The sequence below is a fragment of the Neolewinella xylanilytica genome, from assembly GCF_002934605.1.
GTDB classification, from domain to species: domain Bacteria; phylum Bacteroidota; class Bacteroidia; order Chitinophagales; family Saprospiraceae; genus Neolewinella; species Neolewinella xylanilytica.
Genome location: NZ_PTJC01000006.1, coordinates 1,813,665 through 1,839,283, shown reverse-complemented (window position 1 = coordinate 1,839,283; position 25,619 = coordinate 1,813,665). Strand labels below are relative to the sequence as shown.

Sequence of the window (25,619 nt, the reverse complement as noted above, 5' to 3'; positions counted from 1 at the left end):
AAGTTCAGCCGAGGCGCCATCCGATAAGGGTAGGTTAGTTTTAGAAAGAAGCACTTAGTCCAAAGGTGATGGTACGGGCCCGGGGATACGCCGTGTAGTCAATACCAACCGAGGGTACGCCATTGATTGGTTTGCTGATGCTTACCTCGGGGTCCTGCCCGCTGTATCCCGTGATCACGAAAAGGTTCTGACCGGTTACGGACAAACGCATGTTCGACAAAATACCGTCACCGGTCGGCAGGGTGTATCCGATACTTGCGTTTTGTAAGCGCACGAAGTCTCCTTTCTCGACAAATCGGGTGGAAACATCCGGGGCGTTGAGATTGCCTTCTCCATTGCCGACAACCTCTTCCGAAACGTTCCGGCCATTCGCCAGGGCGCCGGCCGTAAAGAAGGCGTTGGCCGTGTTGTTGTAGATGTAGAACCCGAACTGGCCGGTAAAGAAGAGATTGACATCGAAGTTGCCAAAACCAAATTGATTCGTCAATCCACCGGTATATTTCGGTAGTGGGCTCTGGCCGGTAAACTGTTGGAAGTCGCCCTCCGGGTAGATGGAATTGCCTTCGGCATCGTACCCCCCGAATTCCCGCAAAAAGAAGGCGTACAAGGGCTGCCCGTTGGCAATACGCTGAGCGAATGCGCCGGTAAGCCCCTGGCCGCTAATTTCTCCGGTATTGATAAGGCCGTCAAAATCCTTGACGATATTGTTGTTGTAACCAACGTTGAAAATGACGTCCCAGGTGAAGTTGTCGTTGTCTACCGCGATGTAGTTAATCGCGAGTTCAACGCCTTCGTTGACTACGTTCGCATCGAGGTTCTGCCAGACGAATGGTTGGACGGCAGGTTGTGCCGAGGTGACCTGAATCAAGAGGTCGTTCGTGCTTTTGTAGTAATAATCGATCGAGCCGCTGATGCGGTTATTGTTGAAACCCCAGTCGATACCGGCGTTGATCTGGGAAGTAGATTCCCACTTCAGGTCCGGGTTAGCAAAGGCTACGGTTCCCAGACCGCCACCGTCGATGGTCGTCGTACCGGCATTGTATCCGTAGTTTCCATAGCGCTGCCTCCGCTGGTACTGGTTGTGGGGAATTTCCTGATTACCCGTTACCCCGTAGCCAATCCGCAGGCCGAGGTCCGAAAATGCCTCAGGAGCGAAAAGCTCTTCCAGCAGGCGCCACTTAAAGGCGAAGGAGGGGAAAAGACCGTACCGGTTACCATCGCCAAAACGGGTGGATCCATCCGCACGCAAGGTGGCGGTGACGAGGTATTTGTCTGCAATGTCGAAGTTGATGCGACCGAAATAAGACTGCAGCTCGTCCAACGTCCGAAAAGAGTTACCGAAGGCCCCCGTGCCGTTTACCTGATCGGCCGAGGAGACGTTGTTGATCATGATGTCAAGATCGGAAGTGCGGAAATTCGCGTAGCTAGCACCCTTACCGATCCGCTCAAAGCGTTGGTAGGAATACCCCAGCAGTCCCTGAAAATCGATAGCACCGCCGAGGGGGGCATTGAGCGTGAAGTAGTTTTCCCAGAGGTCGTTGTTTACCTGAAGGTCGTTCAAGCTAAGGCGGCCAATGTTTTCGACGCCCTGAACGCGCTGGTCACGCGACTGTGCATCGGTGCGGCTGGAAAAGGAGCGGTCGATACCGTAAACGGATTTAAAGCTCAGTGCATCGGTGATGGCGAATTCAGCCGATACGTTGCCCAGTAGCCGCAGGGTGTTGGTAAAGCCCTCGTACAAATTCAGCAGCGCCAAAGGGTTAGGTTCCGTCTGGCTTACCTGATTAAAGGTTCCATCGGGGTTATAGATCGGCTGGGTAGGGTTGGCTTTTAGCACGTTACCCAATAGATCGCCCTCGAAGCCGGCGTTGGTCGTGATCGGCACGTTGTCGTCGTGGATATCCGAGACCGTCACCTGAGTCGCTAAACCGAGGCGATCATCGATGAAGCGCTTGCTACCGTTAAAGCGTGCGGAAATGCGCTGAAGCGCCGATTGCTCCACGATACCTTCCTGGTCGAGATAGGATGCGGAAAACCGGTAGCTTCCATCCTCTCCGCCACCGCCAAAGGAGAGGCTGTGGCTCTGGGTAAACGCGGTGCGAAAAAGCTCGTCTTGCCAATCTACCTCCGCGCCACCATCGAGGGCCTCGGTGGCGGCGTCGCCATTAAAGCTGCGGTAAGCATCCAGAAACTCTTGCGGGCCGAGAACATTGTAGCGCTTGGAAATCTGGTCGATCCCGATATTCGTTTCGTACGTCAGAATACCCTGACCACCGGCACCGGACTTCGTAGTAATGATTACCACGCCGTTGGCACCCCGAGAACCGTAGATAGCCGTGGCCGAAGCGTCTTTCAGCACGTTGATGCTTTCGATATCGCTGGGATTCAGGAAGTTGAGCGGGTTACGCGCGCTGGTGTTCCCCAAACCGCCAATGTTACCATCTGCGGACGTATTCTCGCCACTCAGGGGAACCCCGTCGACCACGAATAAGGGGTTATTGTTTGACCGAACGGAAGAAGTGCCCCGGATCCGGAAATTTACGCCGGCCCCCGGTTCACCGCTCGTTTGCGTGACCTGTACGCCCGCGGCGCGACCCTGGATCAACTGCTCGGGTGACGTAATTACCCCCTTGTTGAAATCCTCTTCCGACAGTACCGTAACCGCTCCGGTTAAATCCTGTTTTTTGACGGCACCGTAGCCGACTACGACGACCTCCTGCAGGAGCTCGCCGGACGTTAATTGGATATCGTAGGCAGTCTGCCCCTCTACCAGCGGGATTTCCCGCGATCCATACCCGGTATACGATACGGTGACGGATGCTGCGGCTTCTGGTACACTTAGGTTGAAGTTGCCGTCAAAATCGGTGACGGTTCCCGTCGTAGAACCCGTTATGACTACGCTGGCACCGATCAACGGGTCACCCGATTCGGCATCCGTTATGGTACCCGTGATGGTTTGTTGGGCTAATCCGGTCGCTGACGTTAAGAGTAACATCAACACGAACCCTAGCCCGCTACGGATGTGGAAGAAGTTAAGCTTCATGTTCAAATATATGTTTTTGTGATGTGTAAATAGTTGTGGCCATGACGGTCCCATTAGGAGACCCATGATTGCCTGCGTGCTGCCGCTCAAGACAGCACCTACGTATGAGCGGGGAGATTTGCAAAGGAGTGTGATTACATGATCGAATATAAGCCGGCAAGCCGTAGTACAAAGATGCGAAATGATTGTCACGTATTAAATCGTCTCACCAATTAAACTATAACATCTAAACAAGTTACTACGCATTACTTTGGAAAACTAAAGGCTTGCACCAACTTCTCAACGCCCTGAAACCGGAAACGCTGCCCGCTGTTTTGGATTTCCAGCTACCGATCGCCCACTAGCAAACTGCTCCCTTCCTATGATTCCACGATGTTCCCGCGCCTGCGTCCTGACCCTCTGGGGCGTCTTATGCGTGGCGACGTCCTGGGCCCAACGGCTGGACATGAAAGTTCTCGGGAATTACCGGCAGATTGAAATCCCGTTTGACGTGGAGAATGACTTTATCGTCATTCCCATCCTGATGAATAACCTTATTCCGCTACGCTTCATCGTCGATACGGGAGCCGAAAATACCGTACTGCTGGACCGGACCATGACCGACCTCCTGGAGGTCAATTATATGCGCACCTTCCAGGTCCGCGGTTCGGACATGAACGACGTGCTTACCGCCTATTTGGCTACCGGCATCCACATGCGCCTCGCCGACCGGCTACTGGCGCGGAATCGAACGATCCTGGTGCTGGAAGAGAATTACTTCAATTTCGAGCGGATCACGGGTACGACCATCCACGGCATCCTCGGCGCAGACTTCCTGATGCGGTTCATCGCTGAATTCGATTTCCGGCGCCAGGTGATGATCCTGCACGATCCATCCGAATTTCGTCTGCCCCGCGCTTACCGCGAAGTGCCCTCCGATTTCATCCGCAACCGCCCCTTCCTTCACATCGACATCGGGGTGCTGTCCGGGAAACCTACCTCGCGTCGCCTCCTGATGGACACGGGGGCGGGGCTCAGCCTGCTGCTTCACACCTATCCGGATTCCAATCACATCGATCTGCCGGAACAGACCATTCCTACCTACATTGCCAGCGGATTGGGCGGCACCCTCCAGGGGAGTGTCGGGCGAAGCCAGTTAGTGAGCCTGGCAGACCGCAAGATGAGCAACGTGGTGACTTATTTTCAGGAAATGGACTCCACTGCCATATCCTATATCGGCAACCGCGAAGGCATTATCGGAAATCAGATTCTCCGTCGATTTCGCGTCCTCATCGATTACGTGAACCGCAAGGTGCACCTGCGCCCCGAAGGTGGACGGTGGAAGCAAAAATTTCGCTTTGACCGGTCGGGGCTGAGCTTGCTCGCCGGCGGCGATAACCTGCGCAGTTATACGGTCAGCAATGTCGTCCCGGGGAGTCCGGCCGATCTGGCGGGAATCCAGGTGGGTGACCGGGTCCGGACCGTGAACGGCGTACCGGTGACGCTGCTTACCCTGGAATCGATTATCCGGAAGCTGCAGCGTCGGGTGGGTAAACGGATTCGGATGCGGATGTACCGGGCGGGTCGCCTGTACGAGGTAGAGTTCCGATTACAAAACCTGATCTAATTTGGCCGCTCATGACTTACCCTACTTATCCCCCTCCCCGACGACTTCTCCTGGGTTGGCTGCTCCTGCTCCTTTCCTGCGCCCTGAACGGCCAGCTAGTCGGCGACCGCCAGAACGGGCTGGCGAGCTATTACTCGCCGGAGTATGACGGTGCCGAAACGGCATATGGGGTGATTTACGACCGGACCGAACTGGTCGCGGCCCATAAAACCTACCCACTGAATAGTACGGTGCGCGTAACCAATGAGAATAACGGAAAGTCGGTTGTGGTCCGCATCGTCGATAAAGGGCCCTTCATCCGCGGCCGGATCGTTGAATTGAGCGAACGCGCCGCCGACGAGTTGGGCATGTTAGGGGAACGCACGGTTCCGGTGGAGCTGCAACTACTCGCTACGCCGGATCAACGTCCGCTGGACCAGGCTACTCCCCCGCCAGTCCCGCCAGCCAGTGAGGTAGTCTCCGCACCCGCGCCCCGGCGCCCGGAACCGTTACAGGAGGAAGCCGTGGTGCCCGAGCCAACCCCCTCCCCCGATGTGGCAACCCCCGGGTTTCCTGCGGCTACGCCCCCTTCCACCAGTGCAGCGAAGGGCTCCGGTTTGGGTAATCGGCGCGACTTCGGTCCGGGATTGTACCGGGTACGGCTGGAAGGATCGGATACGGGTCGGTTCGGCGTACAGGTGGGGAGCTTCAAAAACCTGGAAAGCGCCATGGATATGATCGTCAACCTACAGGGTCGCTACTTCGACGAGATCCTGTTGCACAAGGAGTCCGCGAGCGCTGCATTCAATTACCGGGTAATTTTGGGCACCTTCGCGGACAAGGATAGCGCCAAACATTATGCCGCTTCCCTGAAACAACGCTACGGGATCAACGGGTTTACCATTGACCTACCCCGCTAAGCAACCGATTCCTATGATCCCGCGCACGCTGTTATTGCTTCCCCTGCTGATCCTCACCGCCTGCGTTCCTAAAGCGCAGTACGACTCCCTGGCGACGGAACGAAATTATTACCGAAATCTGTCGACGCAAACCGATAGCACCACGTCCGCCCGCCTGGGAACGGTAAACGACAGCCTCCAGCAGGGTCGGACGGTGCAGCAACGCCAGCTACGACAGATCGAAGACCTCACCGCGACCAATCGCTCCCTGAACGACCGCATCACCGACCTCACCGCTCGGTACGAGTCCATACTAGACCAAAACCGAGCGCTGGTAGAAAACCTCGGGAGCGACGGCAACCCCCGCCAGGAAATGCTCGACCGGGAGGCCGAGCTCGACCGTCGGGAGGCCATACTGGATCGTCGCGACCAACAACTACGGGCTAGGGAAGAAAGTCTGACCAGCCTGGACCGGATGCGGAACGACCAACCGACCGCCTACGATTCCCCCGCGGATGCGCGCGGTGTCAGTCCCGTAGATCCGGAATCCGCCAGTCAGTTACAATTGGATAACCTACAGGAGGAAATGCGGCAACTCCTGCTCGCCCTGACCGATTCCGGCTACGTGCTTCGCCGACCCGATGCCAATACGCTGGAAGTCATCCTGGGGGGTGAGTTGACGTTTGAAGACGCCAACGTCGTCAGTCTGGAAGGGCAGCGGATCCTGCGGCGACTGGGCGGGACCCTGCGCAATTACCCCGGACTGCGCTACACCGTCGTCGGTCACGCGGAAAGCATCGAGGGAGACCCCCTACTCGCCTACCAGACCAGTACGGCACGCGGCGTACGGGTGGCCCTGCAACTGGCACAGTTCGGCATCGACCCCGGCGCGATCGTAGCCGCCGGACAGGGCTTTTATGGCCCCGACGATACCCCCGAGCTGAGTGGGCTGGACCGGGAAAGGCGCACGGAAATTATCATTCGCCCGGCGGAGTGAAGGCGCGCCGGTACCCCTCCACCATTCGTACCACCCGGCCGTAGTTTAACAGGCCCTCTTCAATACCCTGCGCTTTTAGGTAGGCCGTATACGTAGCATCCCGCAGGACGGGCGCAATGTCGCGGTATTGCTCCCCGTTGGCGTAGATGGCTTCCAGGTCATTGCGTATGCCAGGGGCTAGCCGGCTTTCTCGCCACTCGAGGTAGCCCTCGGGGTCGGCGTAGCGAAGCAGGCCGGCGATATGCCGCCAGTAGGCCAGTTCGAGCGCGTAGCGCAGGAGGGGATCGTCCGACTCGTCCGCCGCCAGGTACCCCCAGAACGAGCAGGTACCTTCGTCACCGAATCCGTAAGCGTGCGCCAGTTCGTGCGCCATGACCGCCGGCTTCTGCAGGGGGTGCAGGCCAGCGTCAATATTCCCCTGCCCCGCCCAGGGCCAGTACACTCCGGCGGTGCTCAGGCGCAACAGAATGCCATTCGGCAGCAATTCCCAGGCCCGGGGCGCCCCGGGAGCGGGATACCGGTGGCGTTCGAGGGCGGCGGCCACCAAGGGGCGCACGGATACCTCCAGGTCGGTTGGAAAGCGGTCGATGGAAATGGCAACCGTATCATGGGTAACCGCGGCGCGGAGGTGCGCCAGGCGATCGCCCATCCGGAAGACGCGTTCCCGCAGCTCGGGCAGGGGCGGCTCGTAAAGCTCGAACGCCAGCCGCTCCTCTACGGGCTGGCGACCGTAATTATAGCCCCACAACCATAAGAAGGCAATGACCAGCGTGATGAGGTAAGCCAGTAGATGCAGGCCGACGGCCAAGGCGGCGCGCCGCTTCCGTTTCTCTGTCGCCGCGGAGCTGATCCGGCGAAAACGGCGCATTTCAAGGACGATCAGGCCGATGATCCCGGCCCAAAACAGGTAAAATACCGGTACGGGAACCAGGCCGATTGAATGATCCCAGACCGATCGGAACAGGGGAAACAGGCCCCGACTATAGGCAATCTCCAGCACCGAAGCGGGTAGCAAGACGCGCAGCGCTAAACTGACAACGAGCAGTCCACCGAGCCAGGGAAGGGCGGCGGTGCGCAGGTGCGGAAAATTACGGGGATGGGGCACGTTTAGGGGCGAAGATCTTTGTACATACAACTATCAGGTCCCCCTGGCGTTTAATTGTCGTGCGTTTTGCACGAATAATTTAAATTATACTAGCATGGCTTTTACCCTAACGGACAGCAACTTCAAAGCGGAAGTACTCGAAAAAAAAGGCATCGCGCTCGTAGACTTTTGGGCGGAATGGTGCGGCCCCTGTAAAATGATCGGCCCGGTCGTAGAGGAGTTATCCCAGGAATACGACGGTAAAGCACTGATCGCCAAAGTCGACGTTGACGAAAACGCGGAACTAACCCAACGTTACGGCGTCCGGAACATCCCGACCATCCTTATCCTGAAAGACGGAGAGGTGGTCGACAAGCACGTCGGTTTCGCAACGAAGGAGGCACTCGCCAAAAAGATCGAAGCACAACTGGAAGCGGCCTAACCGCCTCCGGTTTTCTATCTTGACTAAGGGCCTCTCCGGACTACCGGGGAGGCCCTTTAATTTGAATAAATCTAAATAAGTACCCGTCCGGATACGGCCCGCAACCACACTATTGGTCTACGGATTTACTTGTTAGCTTTGCTGCTCACAAAAATCGAGTACTTGGTATGGCGACAAAAACTGCAGATCGTACGGTGTCCCGCGTTGGCTGGTTTCAAAAAATGATTACGTCCAGCGTAGGCCAGAAGATCGTCATGTCCCTCACCGGCCTATTCCTGATCACCTTCTTGGTGGTGCACTTGATCGGCAATCTTCAGTTGATCCTGGTGGAGGATGAAGGCTATAGTTTCAATAGCTACGCCTACTTCATGACCAATAATCCGGTCATTAAAACCACTTCGATCCTCCTTTACGCCTTTATCATTATCCACGCCGTACAGGGCCTTGCGCTTTGGTATTACAACCGGAAAGCGCGTGGCACGCAACGTTACGCCGTCAAGGTGGACCGCACCGCCGGGGCCAGCAAATCGTCCGTTTACATGGGATCGCTGGGGATGGTAATCCTGGCGTTCATCATCGTACACATGGTGCAGTTCTGGGGGCAGATGCACTTTACCGACAACGTCGGGGCCTTTGAGGCCGAAGGGTACAAAGGCGCCAAGAATCTTTACGCGCTCGTCAGTGCCACCTATGAGAATATTTGGATGGTGATCTTTTACGTGGTAGCCATGATCTTCATTGCTTTCCACCTCTGGCACGGTTTTCGGTCCTCCTTCCAGTCCCTGGGACTGAACCACAAGAAGTATACCCCCCTGATCAAAGCGGTCGGGTACGCCTACAGTGTGTTGGTGCCGTTGGGTTTTGCCATCATCCCCATCATCATGTACCTCCGCAATCACGGGGCCCTATAATCAGCTGAAGTAAGAATCTATGCCATTTCAATCCAACGTACCCTCCGGGGAATTGTCTGAAAAGTGGAAGCAGTATCGCTCTTCCATGCCCTTGGTTGCGCCGAACAATAAGCGCCGCCTGGAAGTGATTGTCGTCGGCACGGGACTTGCCGGTGGAGCCGCCGCCGCTACCTTTGGCGAGTTGGGCTACCGGGTCAAGGTATTTACCTTTCACGACAGCCCCCGCCGTGCGCACTCCATCGCCGCCCAGGGAGGCATTAACGCGGCTAAAAACTACCAGAACGACGGCGACAGCGTCTACCGACTCTTCTACGACACCATCAAAGGAGGCGATTACCGCAGCCGGGAGGCCAACGTACACCGTCTTGCGGAAGTGAGTGTCAACATCATCGACCAGGCGGTTGCCCAGGGTGTCCCCTTCGCCCGCGACTACGGTGGACTCCTCGCCAACCGCTCCTTCGGTGGCGTGCAGGTCAGTCGTACTTTCTATGCGCGGGGACAAACCGGTCAGCAATTGCTGCTCGGTGCCTACCAGTCGCTGAGCCGCCAGATCAGCCTCGGCAACGTGGAGCTGTTCAACCGCCACGAAATGGTGGACCTGGTCATGGAAGATGGCAAAGCGCGGGGCATCATCGCCCGTAACCTGCTCACCGGAGAAACCGAACGACACGCTGCCCACGCGGTCGTGCTCGGTACGGGAGGGTACGGCAACGTCTTTTACCTCTCCACCAACGCCATGAATTCCAACGGTTCGGCCGCCTGGCGGGCCGTTAAGCAGGGCGCCTACATGGCAAACCCGTGCTTCACCCAAATTCACCCAACCTGTATCCCCGTCAGCGGAGAATATCAGTCGAAACTGACGCTGATGTCGGAATCCCTGCGGAACGACGGTCGGGTGTGGGTACCCAAAAGCCAGGAAGACGCGGCCGCCATCCGGGAAGGTCGTAAAACGGGCCTGGACATCGCCGAAGCCGACCGCGACTACTACCTCGAGCGCCGCTACCCCGCCTTTGGCAACCTGGTACCCCGCGACGTCGCCAGCCGGGCCGCTAAAACCGCCTGTGACGAAGGCCTCGGCGTCAGCGCTACGGGTTTGGCCGTTTACCTGGACTTCGACGATGCGTTCGTGCGCTACGGTAAATCGCGGGCGCACAGCCTCAACGAGCCCAATGCAAGCAAGGACCGCATCCGTCAGCTGGGCGTAGCCGTAATCGAAGAGAAATACGGCAACCTCTTCGAGATGTACGAAAAGATCACCGGGGAAGATCCCTACGTGATGCCGATGAAGATTTACCCCGCGGTGCACTACACCATGGGCGGCCTGTGGGTAGACTACAACCTACAGACCAATATACCGGGGCTCTTCGCGATCGGGGAGGCCAACTTCAGCGACCACGGCGCCAACCGACTGGGAGCTTCCGCCCTGATGCAAGGCCTGGCCGACGGCTACTTCGTTCTGCCGTACACCATCGGCACCTTCCTGTCGCAGGAAATTCGTAACCCGATGGTGGATCCCGATGGTCCCGCCTTTATGGAAGCCGAAGCGAAAGCTAAAGCGCGCATCGACCGGATCATGAACATCCGGGGTACGAAGTCCGCCGAAACCTTCCACCGGGAGTTGGGCAAAATTATGTGGGAGTACTGTGGTATGGCCCGCAACGCCGAAGGGCTGCAGAAAGGACGACGCATGATCCGGGAGCTGCGCAAGGAATTCTGGGAATCGGTTTACGTACCCGGCCAGGTTAAGGAATACAATCCGGAGCTGGAAAAAGCCCTGCGGGTAGCCGACTTCCTCGAGTTGGGAGAATTGATGATGCTCGATGCCCTCGATCGCAACGAAAGCTGCGGCGGTCACTTCCGGGAAGAGTACCAGTCCGAAGACGGCGAGGCCCTACGGCGTGACGACGAGTACGCTTACGTCAGCGCCTGGGAATGGGACGATACCGACCCCATCCTGCACAAGGAAGAATTGATTTTCGAAAACGTGGAACTGAAGACCAGGTCCTACAAATAATTCGCCATGGAAAACATGACACTGAAACTGAAGATCTGGCGTCAGGGAGGAAAATACCCTAAGGGAGAGTTCGTGAACTACACCCTCGACGGCGTAAATACCCACATGTCCTTCCTGGAGATGCTCGACGTACTGAATGAAAAGCTCATCCAGCAAAAAGAAGAGCCTATCGCCTTCGAACACGACTGCCGCGAAGGAATATGCGGTACCTGTTCGCTCGTCATTAACGGCTACCCTCACGGACCGATGCAGCAAACCACGGCCTGCCAGCTCCACATGCGGCATTTCCGCGACGGTGAGACCGTAACTATCGAGCCCTGGCGCTCCCGGGCCTTCCCGGTAGTGAAGGACCTCGTCGTGAACCGGGATGCCTTCGACCGCATCATCCAGGCCGGTGGATACATCAGCATCGATACGGGCCAGGCTCAGGATGGCAATGCCATCCCGATTGAAAAAGATCAGGCCAGTCACGCCTTCGACGCGGCAACGTGTATCGGTTGCGGTGCCTGTGTAGCCGCCTGCCCGAACGCCTCGGCCATGCTTTTCGTGGGCGCCAAGGTCAGTCACCTGGCACAGATGCCCCAGGGCAAGGTAGAAAAGGATACGCGCGTTCAACGCATGATCGCCCAGCACGACGCCGAAGGGTTCGGCCGTTGTTCCAACATCACCGCCTGCGAGGCGGAATGCCCCAAGGGTATTTCGGTAGAGCACATCGCCCGCCTCAATCGCCAGTACATCGGCGCTACGTTGGGGAGTGAAAAGGTAGCGAACTAAGCCGATCCCATCCGGAAGCGCAAACGGTAACGGGAGCCTTGGGTGAACCGAAGACATGTTTCTTCGGAATTCACCTAAGGCTCCTTTTTTTAATGTACCTCCCTGAAAGGCCCGCGGCTACGTACCGGGGACACCAGCGGACGGTTTCCCTTCCCTCCAGCTTGTGACGCGGCTATTCCTGCCCACGCCGTACCGGACCAAGCGTTACCGTAAGCTTACTGCACCTTGAAATTGTAACTGATGCGACCGCACTGCTCGGCGGGGGCAAGTTCATTGGCCGCGAAGCGCCACCGGAGGGCGTTTTTACGTGCGGCTGCGACAAGGGCCGGATCGGCGGTGCTGCTGCCATTCTGGGTGTAGTCGGCGCGACTGATCTCACCGCGGGGATTGACGCAAACCTCGATAACTACGGTACCGGACACCTGGCTGTTTTCCTGGACCGGAGGGCTGGCGAGGACGCCACGACCGCTCAATCCACCACTCACGCGACCACTACCGGTGGAAATACCACTCAGGCGATCGGCGTTGGGATCTCCGTTATCGACGCCCTGATTGCCGGGGCGGCCGGTATTGCCGTTACCCGATCCTTGCCCGAAGGCGCCACCGAGTTGTCCCTTGAGTGCATCCGCTTCCGCCTGCCGGCGGCGGGCGGCCTCCGCCTCAGCCTGGCGCTGCCGTTCGGCTTCCGCTTCCTGCCGTCGGCGGGCCTCGGCCTCGGCTTGCTGTTTCCGCCGTTCCGCCTCCGCCTCTTGCTGGATGCGGCGTTGCTCGGCCTGCCGTTGTGCTTCTTCCCGTGCCTTTTGCTTCCGTAACGCGACTACTTCCGGATCTTCGGTCACGACGACTTCGCGTTGCTCCGGTTGCGGGTCCGGATCGACCCGGGGCGGTGGCGGTGGCGGATTCTGGGGAAGGGGGGGCGTAGGCACGACCACTTCCTCGGGCTCCGGCTCAGCGGGGGCCGGGGCATTCTCTTCGCCCTGCCCCATATCCACGATACCGAGGTTTACCAAAATACCGGGTTGCCCCGGGGGTGGGTTCTGAAAAAAGAAGATGGGCCATAGCAGCAGGGCTACGATCAGGATGGCCCCTACCGTGGCGACGATCTTGCCGGTGCGGTCGCCACGCTTTTCACTTTCCGTTAGTGTAATGTCCATTTGCTTCAATTTATCCGCTAGATGCAGAACACCGCGGGATTGCATAATAGTGTACCACGGGGAGTACTTTACGGATTTGACAACACCCTTACACCCGCGCGCGGCGCCCTACCCTCTTCGGGCTTCCCACACCAGCCATCCGATCAAGAGAAACTGGAGGAGTAGCCGCAGAACGGCAATCAGCTTGCTTCCGATTACCGGTCGATCGCGGAGCAAATCTACGACATGGATGGGCAAGAAGAGCGCCATAAGAATAGCCGCCGACCAGAGAGAAAGTTCACGAGTGGCGGGAACCAGCATGCCCAATCCGATGAGAATCTCGGCTACTCCGCCGGCTACATTGGCCGCTACCCGCGGCATCCAACCGGGGATAATGGGGTAGTAAAAGGAAGGATTCACAAAGTGGTAGATGCCGGCGGCGATCAGGATCACCGCGAAGCCATAAGCAAAAAGCGTCATAAAGGGGAATTATCGGGTTCCGTGAAAACGGTGGCCCAGAATCAACTCGATGCGGGTTTCGTCCACTCTCGTATCCAAAGTCTCCGTGGCATCGTAGCTGGGAAGATAGGCCGCGGTAATGGCAAGGTAGTTGTGCCGGCCATTATACCCGAAGGCCAGTCGCGTGCGAAACCGCAAACTGAGCCGCACCCCCTCTACCTCGCGTTGGGATGCCACCGGATCGTAGTCTACGAACCGAACTTCCGGGCCTACTACGGCCAGCGGCGTAACGAATAGATTTTTGCCGAACAGAAAGGTGTAGGCGTAGCCCAAACCCACCCCGAATTTTACCTGGGAATACCGGTCAATGACCAATGCATCGGATTCCGGGGCGGGCAGCGTAAGTTGGTTGGCTGTAAGTACCTGCCGGTTAGCCATGCCGGCCAACAGAAAAGAACCCGAGTTTTTCAACTGTCTGCTGCGCTGCCTAAAGGCCGAACCGAGGCTGAATTCCTTGGAATTGAGGATACGGAACCCGTACACCAGGATATTCAGGAACTTAATGTCGCGGCGGAAATAATCGGGATCTCCCGGGCTGCGCCGTACGAAGCCGACCGTGCGTCGGGCATTGAGATTCAGGTAAAACTTATCGCGGTAAAGCTGCAAGTTTACGCCAAGTGAAGTGGCGTCCCCCAGCTCGCTGTCGGTGCCCAGGTCACTCACGGGAATGCTAAAGGTGTAGCCCAACCACTTGTAACGCCCACCGAACCGGACGGCCAGCCCCTTATTGGAGAGCGTAAGCGACTGCGCCCCACCGACGGATATGCTGGCTGAATTGTCCCGGTAGCGAAGGCCGCCGTTGACGCGGGTACGGGAGGCGAACGTTTCCACGTACGTACTATCGAACTGAGCCACTGCCGTGGCCAGCTGCAGCATGCCGATCAGTAGGAAAAGGCACCGTAGGGCTCTACTTCCCATGCTCACTCCGCAGGTAGTCCAGGGCTAAGTTAGTGTAAAGCTGGACGCCATATTTCAGGCCTTCCTCGTCGATCACGAAATCCGGGGTATGGTGACCGGGAGCTTCCGAACGATCCATGTCGGGCGACATGCCTCCCAGAAAGTAAAAGACGGAAGGAACTTCCAGGGCGAAGTAGGAAAAATCCTCGGCACCGGTGATCGCGTTCACCAGGTGGACGTTATCCTCTCCCAGCGTGGATTGTACCGTTGGCAACATCCGCTGGGTCATATCGGGATCGTTGTAGGTGACCGGATAGCCCTTGTCGATGGTTACCTCCGCGCTGGCACCGGAGGCTTCTGCGATGTTCGTCGCGGTGGCCCGGATGCGCTCGAATACCTCCTGTTTCATGTCCTCGTCCAGCGTACGGATGGTGCCGATCATGGTCACCGCTTCGGGAATAATGTTGTTGCGAACGCCCCCCTCGATGACGCCCAGGCTGATAACCACCGCCTCCTTGGTCAATTCGCTTTGGCGGGAGACGATCAGCTGCAGACCAGTGACGATCTGGGCGGCTACGGTAATGGGGTCGATCCCCGCCCAGGGGGTGGACCCGTGGGCTTGTTTACCCTTTACCGTGATCTCGAACCGATTGGCGGCGGCCATCATGCCGCCGGGTTTGTAATTGACGTGTCCGACGGGGGTTTGCGAGTTGATGTGAATACCGAAGGCTGCTTCCACGTCATAGTCACGGAGGACCCCCTCCTTAACCATCAGCTCCGCCCCGCCTTCTTCCCCCACCGGCGCGCCTTCCTCGGCCGGCTGGAAAAGGAAAACAACTGTGCCGGGAAGCTCCGCCTTCCGTTCACTGAGTAACTGGGCGGCGCCCATGAGCATGGCAACGTGGGTATCGTGACCGCAGGCGTGCATTACGCCTACCGTATCCCCCCGATAGGTACCGGTGGCCTTGCTCGCGAAGGGCAGATTGGCGCGTTCCGTAACGGGCAGAGCGTCGATATCCGCCCGAAGCGCCACCGTCGGTCCCGGCAGTTCTCCTTTCAGGATGCCGACCACACCGGTGTGGGCGACGCCCGTTCGTACCTCCATGCCGAGCGTACGTAAATGGTCGGCGATGTACTCGGCGGTTTTGAATTCCCGGTTGCTGAGTTCCGGATACTGGTGTACGTGCCGGCGCCATTCGACCACCTTGCCGTCAATGGCCTCGGCGGCGCTGGCTACGGAACCGTAATCGGATTGGCCATGGGCAACAGCGGCAAGGCAGAGCGACAGTACGATAGTTGGGATACGCATAGGATCTCGTATTTACCCGGTAAGATACGTAGCCACGGTGCTGGCTAGCAAACCTTATCGGCACAGGCCGAGGATGCGAACGCATCGGGCTTGGCCTTGAAGACGAAGCCCATCCCCAGGATATAGCCCATCGCTTCCTTAAGCGCAACGTTGCTTTGGAAGTGGGGGTCGGTATTGATGTCGGCGTGCACCTCCAGTTCGACTTGGTGGCGGTCCAGGATGCCACACAGCGCGTAAGCGATCTCCACCGACCGGCCGACTTCCAGGATCATGCGTTCCCGCAGACTCATCCTCGCTTCGCTTTTGTAATTGGCGATGAACATGAATCCGCCCCGCTTTTCCCGCAGGAAGACAATGACGGTAGCAAATTCCACGGTCTTACCCCGTACCTGGCTATCGGTACCGATGCAGACCTTGAGGCGGTGCCCGGCGGCAACCTCCCGGACGACGGTCTTTTCCACCGCTTCCTGGATGTCGCCCTCAATCCGACGGCCGTCATAGCGACGCCACTTCATTTCAGTTAACGCCTTGGTATTCATCCGTTTTGCATTTGGTTGCTGATACGGTGAAGATAACCAACCCCCTAGCTTGGGAAGTTGCAAAGCATATGACCAATAGGTTAAAATTTATCCTCCCGTGTTAACCCGGCTTACGTCCTTAAACGCGTACATTACCCACATGCGGGAATCCAAAGCAAAAACCGCCGGCGGCGCGAACTTTAAGTTTCGCGAACTGAAGGTGTATAACTCGACGGAGTACCTGTGGGACAACGTCAAGAAGTATCGCCAGGTGTTCGACCGGTTCGAGACGGCTTACGTCTACGCCGAATTATCGCTGTACAACAAAGCGTTCGATGTCCAGGATTGGGCGTTGCGGATTGAATTGAAGTGCTTCCGGGTAGAGGACCAGAACCGGACGGAAATCTGCAGCCTGACGATTGACAAAGAGATCAGCCGCTTCGACCCCACCGTTTACGTCCGCGAAGGCTGGGGAAATCAGAAGAAAGGAACCTTTTGGAAAGCCGGCACCTATTTCTGGGAGGCCTACATCGGCGGCCAAAAGGTGGGAAGCAAATTCTTTTACATCATCGAGGCGGAAGACGACGACAGCCCCGACGAAGACGAGGAACGGATTGCGGATCAGTACCTTAAGCTGCAGTCCGTAAAGATGTACGAGGGGCCCTACGACGACGTATCCTCCGATGACCGGACCTACCTCAAACAGTTTTCCAGCCAGGAGACCCGGTACATTTATCTCGAGCTGGACTTCCTCAATTTACAGCCGAGTCAGGATTGGCACCTCGAGCTGTTTACCAAGTTCCACAACCAGACCAGGGAGCTGAAGGGACAGGTATCGCGGTTGATTCAGGTCGAGCCCGAGAAAGACCGTATACAGCTCACCGTCGGTTGGGGAGCCGCTACGCCAAACCTGTGGCGGGAAGATCAATACACCGCGGAGATCGTATTCCTCGATTCCCTCATCGCCACGGTTCACTTCGAGGTGAGCGACGAGTCGATGGAAGGTAGCCCCAAAGTGTACCTCCCCGGTCGGGATCACCCCGTGCTCCTGAACGCCGAAGGGGAGGATAGTGAGGAGTTCGAGCACATCATGGCCGACCTGGATGCCCTCATCGGCCTACAGGAGGTGAAGCAACAGATGCGGGAACACGCCGTCTACATCCAGTTCCTGCAATTGCGTCAGAAGCGCGGGTTCGCTATGGATACGGGCATCGACGTGCACGCCGTCTTCAGCGGTAACCCCGGTACCGGAAAGACCACCGTTGCCCGAATGATGGGCAAGCTATACCAAAAGATGGGCCTGCTGAGCAGCGGCCATACCGTGGTTGCCGACCGGGTAGACCTGGTGGGGGAATACATCGGGCAGACGGCACCCAAAACCCGGGAAGTCATCGAAAGCGCGAGGGGTGGCGTCCTCTTCATCGACGAGGCTTATTCCCTGGCTCGTAACAACGACGACGGCAAAGATTTCGGCCGCGAGGTCATTGAAATCCTGGTGAAGGAAATGTCGAATGGTGCCGGCGACCTGGCCGTCATCGTGGCCGGCTATACCGACGAGATGAAGCGGTTCCTCGACAGCAACACGGGCCTGAAATCGCGTTTCAAACTCTTCTACGAGTTCCGAAATTTTTTACCCCAGGAGTTAAGCCAGATCGCGGATTACGCGGCAACGCGCCTTGGCGTAACGATGACGCTCGCCGCGAAGGCTCTGATCAACGAAACGATCACCAAATCTTTCCGCGAACGCGATCGCACTTTCGGAAACGCCCGCTACGTACACGACCTCATCGAAAAAGCGAAAGTGCAAATGGCATTGCGGATCATGGCGCGCGACGACAGCGGGGAATCGCTCAGCGACGAGTACCTCAGCACCATCGAAGCCGAAGACGTAGTAAAGCTTACCCCATCGACCGTCCGCGAACGACCTACCATACCCGTCAATGAGGATTTACTGACCAGTGCCCTGGCCGAACTCGATGTCCTGATCGGCATGGACGCGGTGAAGGCCCAACTCCACGAGCTGGTCCGGCTGGTCCGGTATTACCGGCAGTCCGGCCGCGATGTCCTCAATGCCTTTCACCTCCATACCGTCCTGGTGGGCAACCCGGGAACGGGCAAAACCACCGTTGCCCGCATCCTGGCCACCCTCTACAACGCCCTCGGCATCCTGGAACGCGGGCACATCGTGGAAACCGACCGCCAGGGACTAGTGGCCGGCTACGTAGGTCAAACCGCGGAGAAAACGGCCAAGGTGATCGAGGAAGCCATCGGCGGGCTGCTGTTCATCGACGAAGCCTACGCCCTTACCCAAACCCAGGCCGGACAGCGGGGTGACTTCGGTGACGAAGCGATTCAAACCCTGCTGAAACGGATGGAAGACCAGCGGGGAGAATTCTTCGTCTGCGTCGCCGGGTATCCCGACAATATGGAAACCTTCCTCAAAGCCAATCCGGGCCTGAGTAGCCGCTTCGACAAGATTCTGAAGTTCGAAGATTACAATCCGGAGCAACTCGGCCGCATCGCCGACGAGATGTTCCGCGACCGTGGGGTCCTGTTATCCGCTCCGGCCCGGCAACACCTCCAGGCTTACCTGGCCTTCCTGCACAAGTACCGGGACGCTTACTTCGGCAATGCACGTACGGTCCGCCAGCTGGTGGTGGATATCCTGCGCCGGCACGATCTACGACAGGCGGAAAGCGGCAAAGGAAAACGGTCGCCGAGCGCGCGGATTTCCCGCGCCGACGTCGAGCATCTTAAACTGGATACGAAGGAACTCTCGATCCAGCGGAAGCGCATCGGTTTCTAGAACTCGGTGAAGACCGATTCGTCCATATCGTTAGTAACGGAAATGTCCTGCAGTTGAAAGCGTCCGCCCCGGTCGCCGGATAGCATGACGCCGGCGTAATCCTGGTAGCCGTCAAAGGGGGTACTGATGGCGGGCTCCGCATCGTCCGCGGTCCGAAAAAACTGCCAGGTGTTTATGCGGTAGTTCTCCTTGTCTACGTAAAGGCGATACTTGTTTCCGGGAGTGTCGCCGACCTCGGTAAAAGTCAATTCGAGGATGTCCGAGGGGCGATTTTTCTGGGGGTCCTCCCCTTCACCGGCGTACTTTAGGGTGACGCCGCTGTCCTTCAGTTTAAAGGGTTGAACGAGCCAGTAACTGTCGTTGATCCACATCGAGTAGGCATCCTGCAGGTAGAGATCGATGCTATCGGGCTCGGTCATCTCCATACCGTTCTTGCTGACCGCTCCGGTGAGGTCGTCGTCGCTGAAGTCCAGCAGATAGATCATGCTGTCGTTGGGAACGTCGATCCGAACGCGGTCTTCTTCCTTATCCCAGGTTAGCCGTCGGGCCCCGAAGAAATTCCACTGTAAAAACCGCACGTCGTCGTACGCCTTCCGCCCGCCGTGGTACTTCACCACGCTATCCGCGATGGCAATGGCCTGGGGGTCGGAACCGGCCAGATCGAAGCCTTCCGCCGCCGGATTGATCTCGCTGGAATCGCTCGCGCTGGATTCGGTGGTGGAATCGGTGCTATCACAGCTGCTGATGCCTAAGAGGCCGAGCAAAAGGAGGGGGATGCTGAATTTCATACGGGCCATAACACTAAACTACCGCAGCAGTTCAGCTTCCAGGTAGACGGGTTGATGATCGCTGAATTGAAAGTCCTGGTCGATCGTCTTAATTCGTCGTAACCGGATATTCGGGCTGCACAGGAAGAAGTCGATAACGCTCTTTTCCGACCGGTGGGAATCGTAGGCTTCGTCGGACTTCCGGACGGTAGCCGCCGCCGGGTCGTACGCCCAGGCCCACCCGGGTGGCAGGTAGTCGAAATCGATGCCCGGGGGAAGGATCGTTTCCTCTACGGTGGGGTTTAGGGAGAACCAGCTAAAGCCGGGTGGAATCTGATTCCAGTCACCACCAGCTACTACGTAGTTGCCCGCCGCATAATCTTCCAGCACTTGTTCCCGCAGGTAACGCATTTGCTCCCGCCGCAGGCTTCCGTCGCTGTCGTAGGCCGAAAGGTGTAGGTTGTACACCACCAGATCCGGACCGAAGGCGGTGGTGAAAACCTGGCGCAACGCGCAGCGATCGAGCTGAAACAGCCGGGTCGGCCAGGGAAACTCCCCCGGTAACTGAAGGCGTTCGGACCGCGTGGGACGGTAGCGGGAGAGAGTCACCAGGCCGGATTGTACACCCCCGTAGTGGTCCCAGGGTTGAAACAGGGGAATGGGTACGCGGTTACTTTGGAAATTGGGGGCGTAATAGGCCGAGTAATCGGGACGAGCCTCGCGGGCGGCGGCGAGTTGATTGATGAAGTAGCTACGCCGGCTAGCGGTGTCGACTTCCTGCAAAAAGAAGAAGTCACTCTGGGTACTGGTCACCGTGAGCTCCTGGCCGGCAACGTAACGGGTTACATTCGCTTCGGGCGATCGGACTTTGCCGAGGTCGGTCCAGAAAAAGTCACCCCGGTTGTAGAAAAAATAGTCATCGGCGCCGAGCCCGCCATAGCCCACGTTCCAGGTTAGGAAGCGAAGCAGGGAATCCTGGATGACCGTTTCCGTTCCCGTCCGTCCGGCGCTGGCATCCAATGGAGTGACGCCGGTAGGTTGCCAGTCGGTAGCCGTACCGTAGATCAGGATGACCGAAAGGTAAAGGACCAGGATGGCCAGCGGAATACGCAGGAAGCGCCAGAGGTTACGCATGCTCAAAGGTAAGCCGCCCCGCCCGCCCCGCCGCGGCTTGCAAACCTTTGGTCGGTTATGTTGTAAACAAAGCCATGAAAATAGAGCGCATACCCTTCACCGAAGTTCCCCAGTTTTCCCAGCGCGATGTGGCCTATGCCACGGAGAACGAAGCCTTACGACCGTTTTACAAGTACGGCGTCACCAAAGCAGCCTTCGCCTCGGTAATCGAGGACAAAGCCGCTGACGAAACCGACCGCGAGCTGCTTGTGGATACCCTCCTGGCACAGTATGAATCCCTCGGTTTGCAGGATGAAGTTCCCGAATCCCTTTCGCTCCTGCGCTCGACGCAAACCTATACCGTAATTACGGCCCACCAGCCCGCCCTCTTCACCGGACCGCTTTACTACATTTTGAAGATCTGCTCCACCATCAACCTGGCGCGGCAGCTAAAGCAGGCTTACCCGGACAACGACTTCGTACCCGTCTTCATCAGCGGCGCCGAAGACCACGATTTCGCGGAAATCAACCACGCCCAGGTGTACGGCAACCGGATCGAATGGAAGCAGGACGCCGGTGGACCCGTGGGCGCCCTCTCCACCGATAGCCTCACCGAAGCCCTGGCGGAACTGAAGGAAATTTTGGGCGACCGCCCCACCGCCCAGGACATCTACGCGCGCATTGAGCAGGCCTACACCCAACACGATACGTACGGTGCGGGCGCCGCAGCGCTGGTGCACGAGCTGTTCGCGAAGGAAGGATTGATCGTGGCCGACATGAGTCACCAGGCCTTCAAAGCCGCCTTTGCCGGGTTCATGGAACGGGAGATCTTCGAATCCGTCAGCCAACCCCTGATCGAAAGCGCCCAATCCCGACTAGAAAAGCTCGGCTACAGTGGCCAGGCCCACGCCCGCGAGATCAACCTCTTCTACCTCACCCCGAATCGCCGCGACCGGATCGTGCGCAAGGATGGCGGCTTCGCGGTACTCGATACCGACAAGATCTTCACCGAGGAGGAACTGCGCCAGGAGCTACGCGACCACCCCGAACGCTTCAGCCCCAACGTGGTGATGCGCCCCCTCTTCCAGGAGCTGATCTTTCCGAACCTCGCTTACATCGGCGGCGGCGGGGAGATCGCCTACTGGCTGGAGCGGAAGGAACAGTTCGAAACTTTCGGCCTGAATTTCCCGATGCTGATCCGGCGCAATTCCGTGCTCTGGATCGATAAAGGGAACCAGAAAAAGCTCGAAAAACTAGACCTCGATTACCGCAAGCTCTTCCAGCCGGCGGACCTCATCATCCGCGACTACGTAGCCGAACAGTCGGAAAACGAACTGAGCCTGGCGGACGAACTTCAGCAACTGGAACAGCTATTCAAGGGCATCGCCGACAAGGCCGAAGGCATCGACCCCACCCTGGCCAAGGCGGTCATGGGTGAACACGCCCGTCAGGCCAAGGCGGTAGAGAACCTCGAAGGCCGGCTGCGCCGCACCGAAAAGCAGCGCTTCGAAACCTCTATGAACCAAATCCGTTCGCTTCGCGACAAACTCTTCCCCGACAACGGCATGCAGGAGCGCTACGACAACTTCCTGAATATTTACCTGCAGGAAGGCGAGGAGATGTTTCAAACCCTGATCCAGCACCTGGATCCCCTGGAGCCAGGTCTCGTGGTCATCCAACCCTAGCGCTTTGCCCCGGAGGTGACGATCTCAATGGCCCGCTCTAACTGGGGGTCACGGCCATGGAGCCGGTCGAGCATGGTATTATCGACGGTGACGTCGGGTTCCACGCCGGTCTTTTCCAGGTTCTGTCCTTCCAGGGTGTAGCATCCCCAGCTGGGCAGTCGGTAGGATGACCCGTCGACCAGGCCGCCGCCGCTGGTAAAGATGATCCAGCGGTAGGTAGGCATGCCGACCGTAGTACCGAGGCCCAGTTGCTTGAAGCCTTCGGCCGTCATTTCGGCGTCGCTGAGGCTCTGCTCGTTGATGAGCAGTACGATAGGCTTGGCATCGGGAATGAAGTTCGGCTGGAGGGTTTTCTCTCCGCCGCGGTACCCCCATTTGAGGTAGGGACGCTGGCTCAGGAATTGGAGCACGTCGTTGTGCACGTTGCCGCCCGTGTTGTAGCGTAGGTCCAGGATCAGCGCATCGCGGTTGTGGCCTTCGGACACCATTTCGTTGAGAAAGTTGTCGAGTTCGCCGCCGCCCATGTTTTTCATGTACACGTAGGCTACGTTCCTATCCGTGGCTTCGTCCACGCGGCGCTGATTCTCGTCCACCCAGGCGTCATAGCGGAGGTCCCGGCCCTGACCGTAGGAAACGGGGTGCAGCCGCACCAAGAATGGCTTCCCGTCGCGTTCGAAGGTCGCTTCGACCTCCGCGTCGACGCTGGGGCGGGTGAAGTAGGCTTCCCGGTTTTGGGCGGGGTCGATGGGTTGGCCGTCCAGCTCGACCAGCCGGTCGCCGGGCCGCAGATTGATGTCGTAAAAGTCGGCCGGGCCGTCGGGAATAACCGATTCCACCACGTAAGGTGCATCCGCCCGGAAGGCAATGCCCAGGTCGAAGGTCTTCGATCCGAAGGTGGTCTCCTCCTCGTCGCCGCTGGAGTAGAAGCCGAAGTGGGAAGTATTCAGCTCGCCGAGCATATCGTTGATCAGTCGCCGCAGATCGCCCCGGGTGCTGACGTAGGGCAGAAAACCGGCGTAGTGCTCCCGCACCTCCGCGAAGTCGACGCCGTGGAATTCGGCATCGTAGAAGTTTTCTTCCAGATTGGCCCAGGTCTCGTAGTACATCTGCTCGAACTCGGGCCGCAGGCTCCGGCGGAAAGTGTAGTCGAGTTCGATGGGCTCGGCCTTGTTCTTGTCGAGGTCCAACTTGAGGATCTTACCGCCACCCAGGAGGTAGTGCTTGCCGTCGGCGGTGACCAAGTCATCCGCCCCACCGGCTCCCTTCGCCTCGATGGATTCGGTCTTGGGATCCTCGAAGGGACTAAGTACGGTCTTAAAGAGCTGGGTTTTTCCTCCCTCCTGATCGCTGCCGTAGATAACGATCTGCTTTTCGTCGTCCTGCACTACCGCCAGGCTGCCCTGGTCGCCAAAGGCCGTGCCGATCTGCTCGATCCGTTCCATGATGCCCCGGGGCTCGATGATGGTGACGGAATCCTTCTCCGTTTCTTCTTCACTAAAGATCTCCGCGAAACGGGCCGCCCGGAAGGGCTCCCGCATCCGGCGCAGCGGCAGGCGGTAAACGTTGGCGTCTCCCCCACCCCGCGGATAGCCGGGCTGGTGGCGGGAGGAGTGAAAGTAGAGATACTTACCGTCTGGCGACCAGTAAGGCCCCCACTCCGACACGCCCGTTTCGGTCAGGTTTTGGTGGGTCTTGTCGTCGACGTCATAGACCAGGATGTCCATCTCAAAGTCGCGACGGGCGTTCACGGCCACGTAGGCATCGTCGGGCGACCAGCGGGGAAGCGTGTTCTGGATGGCCCAGAATTCGTCGGTCAAGATCGTCTCGCTGCTGAAATCGGAGAGGTCGAGCATCCGCAGCTCGTCCCGGCCACTGAAGTACACCGCCATGGTGGTATCGTGGTTAATCACCACGTGACGATTGTTGCGGTTCTCGTTGGTGTGCTGTTGCATTTCGCCGCTGCCGTCGGCCGGAAGCGTGAACCAGTTCAGGTAACCGGCCACGGTCTGATTGAAAAGTAGGGTGCGGTTGTCCTTTAGCCACTTTACCTCCCGCACGCGACCGGGACCGGTGTTAAGTTGGCGAATGAATTTCCCTTCCTCGTCGGCTACGAAGAGTTCGCCGCGGGAAACAAAGGCGAGCTTTTTGCCGTCGTGGGCCACGTCGAAGGCCGTGACGTTGCCGGCCGTCTTAAAGTCCTGCTGCTTGGCCAATCCCTCGAACCCACTGACGGTCACCGGCACCTTGCGCTCCTGGCCGCTGGCGGGGTCGTAAGTGTAGAGCTGATAGTTCTTCACGTAGGCCAGTCGGCTCCCGTCGGCGCTTACGGCCGGGGAAAAGATAGACTGGTCGCTGGCCACGAGGCGCTCGGTTTCCCCATTCCCGTCGAGGCGATACAGATTATATTCCTCGTTATCGCGGTCGGAAACGAAGTAGATCGTCCCTTCCCGGTCGATAACGGGCAGCATGTCCTTGCCCTCCCAGTCGGTGAGTTTGGTATAGGTGTCCGTAGCGGCGTCATAGCGCTTGATGTCGGGATTGAAAGGCCCGCGGTAGCGTTTGCGGTGGACGAACAGGCTGCTCTCCCAGCTCTCGTTGAAGTAGACGCTGCCGTCGGGATGCTCGGCGACGTTGTGAACCGTATTGAAGTAGTTTTCCCCGAAGTGGCGGCTCGGGGTGCCGCCGGCCAGGGGTACCGTATAGGTGGACATGCGGTTTTCCCGCCCCGAGGTGAAATAGATTCGGTCGTTGTCCCAGGACCAACTTTCGACCTTATCGTCGGCCTCGTGAAAGGTAAGCTGGCGAATCTCGCCGCCTTCGAGGGGCATCAGGTAGACGTCGAGGTTGCCGTACTGATTACCACTGAACGCCAGGTAGCGGCCGTCGGGACTGATGGACGGGTTGGTTTCGTTGCCCTCCAGGGCCGTAATCCGCACGGCCATACCGCCGTCAGTGGGTATGCGCCAGAGGTCCTGGTTATAGCTGAATACGATCTCGCTACCATCGGGGGTCAGCGTAGGCTCGTCAACGAAGTAGATATCCTGGGCGGTCAGGCTGCCGCAAAGCAAGTAAAGCAGGGGAAGAAGTTTCATCGGGCCGGGTTGGGATTGAATGCCCAAATTA

The 25,619-nt window shown here is 58.1% G+C and carries 19 protein-coding genes; 9 read left to right on the top strand and 10 right to left on the bottom strand.

The window, feature by feature from the left end:
• Positions 1 to 40: 40 nt before the first annotated feature.
• A complete protein-coding gene (locus tag CLV84_RS16875; RefSeq protein ID WP_211295277.1) occupies positions 41 to 3,043 on the bottom strand; it encodes a SusC/RagA family TonB-linked outer membrane protein in 3,003 nt (1,000 codons plus the stop codon).
• Positions 3,044 to 3,404: 361 nt separating this feature from the next.
• Between CLV84_RS16875 and CLV84_RS16870 the strand changes: the two genes are divergently transcribed.
• The 3 genes from CLV84_RS16870 to CLV84_RS16860 are packed head-to-tail and all read left to right on the top strand — an operon-like array spanning position 3,405 to position 6,524.
• A complete protein-coding gene (locus CLV84_RS16870) occupies positions 3,405 to 4,649 on the top strand; it encodes an aspartyl protease family protein (protein WP_104420925.1) in 1,245 nt (414 codons plus the stop codon).
• 11 nt (positions 4,650 to 4,660) lie between these two features.
• The gene (locus CLV84_RS16865; RefSeq protein ID WP_104420924.1) at positions 4,661 to 5,548 is read left to right on the top strand and encodes a septal ring lytic transglycosylase RlpA family protein; all 888 of its coding nucleotides are present in this window, start codon (positions 4,661 to 4,663) and stop codon (positions 5,546 to 5,548) included.
• A 13-nt stretch (positions 5,549 to 5,561) separates the two neighbouring features.
• On the top strand, positions 5,562 to 6,524 hold the full coding sequence (locus tag CLV84_RS16860) for a hypothetical protein (RefSeq protein ID WP_104420923.1): 963 nt from the start codon (positions 5,562 to 5,564) through the stop codon (positions 6,522 to 6,524).
• Here the strand turns inward: CLV84_RS16860 and CLV84_RS16855 are convergent.
• Positions 6,505 to 7,629: a DUF3810 domain-containing protein gene (locus CLV84_RS16855; RefSeq protein ID WP_170067753.1), complete on the bottom strand. Its 1,125-nt coding sequence runs from the start codon at positions 7,627 to 7,629 to the stop codon at positions 6,505 to 6,507. The genes CLV84_RS16860 and CLV84_RS16855 overlap by 20 nt on opposite strands.
• A gap of 94 nt (positions 7,630 to 7,723) precedes the next feature.
• Between CLV84_RS16855 and trxA the strand changes: the two genes are divergently transcribed.
• The 4 genes from trxA (at position 7,724) to CLV84_RS16835 (ending at position 11,749) form a co-directional block, all read left to right on the top strand.
• Entirely contained in the window at positions 7,724 to 8,050 is a 327-nt protein-coding gene (gene trxA, locus CLV84_RS16850) for a thioredoxin (protein WP_104420921.1), read from the top strand.
• A 221-nt stretch (positions 8,051 to 8,271) separates the two neighbouring features.
• A complete protein-coding gene (locus tag CLV84_RS16845; protein WP_245911541.1) occupies positions 8,272 to 8,961 on the top strand; it encodes a succinate dehydrogenase cytochrome b subunit in 690 nt (229 codons plus the stop codon).
• A 19-nt stretch (positions 8,962 to 8,980) separates the two neighbouring features.
• Positions 8,981 to 10,975: a fumarate reductase/succinate dehydrogenase flavoprotein subunit gene (locus CLV84_RS16840; RefSeq protein WP_104420919.1), complete on the top strand. Its 1,995-nt coding sequence runs from the start codon at positions 8,981 to 8,983 to the stop codon at positions 10,973 to 10,975.
• 15 nt (positions 10,976 to 10,990) lie between these two features.
• On the top strand, positions 10,991 to 11,749 hold the full coding sequence (locus CLV84_RS16835; RefSeq protein WP_104421231.1) for a succinate dehydrogenase/fumarate reductase iron-sulfur subunit: 759 nt from the start codon (positions 10,991 to 10,993) through the stop codon (positions 11,747 to 11,749).
• 215 nt (positions 11,750 to 11,964) lie between these two features.
• Here CLV84_RS16835 and CLV84_RS16830 read toward each other — a convergent pair whose 3' ends face one another.
• The 5 genes from CLV84_RS16830 to CLV84_RS16810 all read right to left on the bottom strand — a co-directional run bounded on the left by CLV84_RS16830 (position 11,965) and on the right by CLV84_RS16810 (position 16,122).
• Positions 11,965 to 12,903 carry a cell envelope integrity protein TolA gene (locus CLV84_RS16830; RefSeq protein ID WP_104420918.1) on the bottom strand — a complete coding sequence of 313 codons (939 nt, stop codon included), beginning with the start codon at positions 12,901 to 12,903 and terminating at the stop codon, positions 11,965 to 11,967.
• 108 nt (positions 12,904 to 13,011) lie between these two features.
• Positions 13,012 to 13,362, bottom strand: coding sequence for a DoxX family protein (locus tag CLV84_RS16825; RefSeq protein ID WP_104420917.1), 351 nt, complete (start codon positions 13,360 to 13,362; stop codon positions 13,012 to 13,014).
• 9 nt (positions 13,363 to 13,371) lie between these two features.
• Complete coding sequence (locus tag CLV84_RS16820; protein WP_104420916.1) at positions 13,372 to 14,319, bottom strand: DUF4421 family protein; 948 nt, start codon at positions 14,317 to 14,319, stop codon at positions 13,372 to 13,374.
• Entirely contained in the window at positions 14,309 to 15,607 is a 1,299-nt protein-coding gene (locus CLV84_RS16815; RefSeq protein WP_104420915.1) for an amidohydrolase, read from the bottom strand. The genes CLV84_RS16820 and CLV84_RS16815 overlap by 11 nt, the downstream gene beginning before the upstream one ends.
• 44 nt (positions 15,608 to 15,651) lie before the next feature.
• Positions 15,652 to 16,122 (bottom strand): ribonuclease H-like YkuK family protein, encoded by a 471-nt coding sequence (locus tag CLV84_RS16810; protein ID WP_104421230.1) that lies wholly within the window; start codon positions 16,120 to 16,122, stop codon positions 15,652 to 15,654.
• A gap of 163 nt (positions 16,123 to 16,285) precedes the next feature.
• On the opposite strand from CLV84_RS16810, the gene CLV84_RS16805 reads away from it, so the two are divergent.
• On the top strand, positions 16,286 to 18,931 hold the full coding sequence (locus CLV84_RS16805) for an AAA family ATPase (protein ID WP_104420914.1): 2,646 nt from the start codon (positions 16,286 to 16,288) through the stop codon (positions 18,929 to 18,931).
• On the opposite strand, the gene CLV84_RS16800 is transcribed toward CLV84_RS16805, so the two are convergent.
• The gene (locus tag CLV84_RS16800; RefSeq protein ID WP_104420913.1) at positions 18,928 to 19,728 is read right to left on the bottom strand and encodes a hypothetical protein; all 801 of its coding nucleotides are present in this window, start codon (positions 19,726 to 19,728) and stop codon (positions 18,928 to 18,930) included. The two genes, CLV84_RS16805 and CLV84_RS16800, sit on opposite strands and share 4 nt — an antisense overlap.
• Before the next feature lie 9 nt (positions 19,729 to 19,737).
• On the bottom strand, positions 19,738 to 20,832 hold the full coding sequence (locus CLV84_RS16795) for an endonuclease/exonuclease/phosphatase family protein (RefSeq protein ID WP_104420912.1): 1,095 nt from the start codon (positions 20,830 to 20,832) through the stop codon (positions 19,738 to 19,740).
• A gap of 74 nt (positions 20,833 to 20,906) precedes the next feature.
• Here CLV84_RS16795 and bshC point away from each other — a divergent pair, with 74 nt between their 5' ends.
• Positions 20,907 to 22,496 (top strand): bacillithiol biosynthesis cysteine-adding enzyme BshC, encoded by a 1,590-nt coding sequence (gene bshC, locus CLV84_RS16790; RefSeq protein WP_104420911.1) that lies wholly within the window; start codon positions 20,907 to 20,909, stop codon positions 22,494 to 22,496.
• On the opposite strand, the gene CLV84_RS16785 is transcribed toward bshC, so the two are convergent.
• Positions 22,493 to 25,588 carry a S41 family peptidase gene (locus CLV84_RS16785; protein ID WP_104420910.1) on the bottom strand — a complete coding sequence of 1,032 codons (3,096 nt, stop codon included), beginning with the start codon at positions 25,586 to 25,588 and terminating at the stop codon, positions 22,493 to 22,495. The two genes, bshC and CLV84_RS16785, sit on opposite strands and share 4 nt — an antisense overlap.
• Positions 25,589 to 25,619 lie beyond the last annotated feature (31 nt).

Bases quoted from the DNA above. Each gene is read 5' to 3' on its own strand.
- CLV84_RS16870 (WP_104420925.1), top strand. From the start codon at position 3,405: ATGATTCCACGATGTTCCCGCGCCTGCGTCCTGACCCTCTGGGGCGTC.
- CLV84_RS16865 (WP_104420924.1), top strand. From the start codon at position 4,661: ATGACTTACCCTACTTATCCCCCTCCCCGACGACTTCTCCTGGGTTGG.
- CLV84_RS16810 (WP_104421230.1), bottom strand. From the start codon at position 16,122: ATGAAGTGGCGTCGCTATGACGGCCGTCGGATTGAGGGCGACATCCAG.
- CLV84_RS16815 (WP_104420915.1), bottom strand. From the start codon at position 15,607: ATGCGTATCCCAACTATCGTACTGTCGCTCTGCCTTGCCGCTGTTGCC.
- trxA (WP_104420921.1), top strand. From the start codon at position 7,724: ATGGCTTTTACCCTAACGGACAGCAACTTCAAAGCGGAAGTACTCGAA.
- bshC (WP_104420911.1), top strand. From the start codon at position 20,907: ATGAAAATAGAGCGCATACCCTTCACCGAAGTTCCCCAGTTTTCCCAG.
- CLV84_RS16875 (WP_211295277.1), bottom strand. From the start codon at position 3,043: ATGAAGCTTAACTTCTTCCACATCCGTAGCGGGCTAGGGTTCGTGTTG.
- CLV84_RS16805 (WP_104420914.1), top strand. From the start codon at position 16,286: ATGCGGGAATCCAAAGCAAAAACCGCCGGCGGCGCGAACTTTAAGTTT.
- CLV84_RS16840 (WP_104420919.1), top strand. From the start codon at position 8,981: ATGCCATTTCAATCCAACGTACCCTCCGGGGAATTGTCTGAAAAGTGG.
- CLV84_RS16795 (WP_104420912.1), bottom strand. From the start codon at position 20,832: ATGCGTAACCTCTGGCGCTTCCTGCGTATTCCGCTGGCCATCCTGGTC.
- CLV84_RS16835 (WP_104421231.1), top strand. From the start codon at position 10,991: ATGACACTGAAACTGAAGATCTGGCGTCAGGGAGGAAAATACCCTAAG.
- CLV84_RS16860 (WP_104420923.1), top strand. From the start codon at position 5,562: ATGATCCCGCGCACGCTGTTATTGCTTCCCCTGCTGATCCTCACCGCC.
- CLV84_RS16785 (WP_104420910.1), bottom strand. From the start codon at position 25,588: ATGAAACTTCTTCCCCTGCTTTACTTGCTTTGCGGCAGCCTGACCGCC.
- CLV84_RS16820 (WP_104420916.1), bottom strand. From the start codon at position 14,319: ATGGGAAGTAGAGCCCTACGGTGCCTTTTCCTACTGATCGGCATGCTG.
- CLV84_RS16800 (WP_104420913.1), bottom strand. From the start codon at position 19,728: ATGGCCCGTATGAAATTCAGCATCCCCCTCCTTTTGCTCGGCCTCTTA.
- CLV84_RS16825 (WP_104420917.1), bottom strand. From the start codon at position 13,362: ATGACGCTTTTTGCTTATGGCTTCGCGGTGATCCTGATCGCCGCCGGC.
- CLV84_RS16845 (WP_245911541.1), top strand. From the start codon at position 8,272: ATGATTACGTCCAGCGTAGGCCAGAAGATCGTCATGTCCCTCACCGGC.
- CLV84_RS16830 (WP_104420918.1), bottom strand. From the start codon at position 12,903: ATGGACATTACACTAACGGAAAGTGAAAAGCGTGGCGACCGCACCGGC.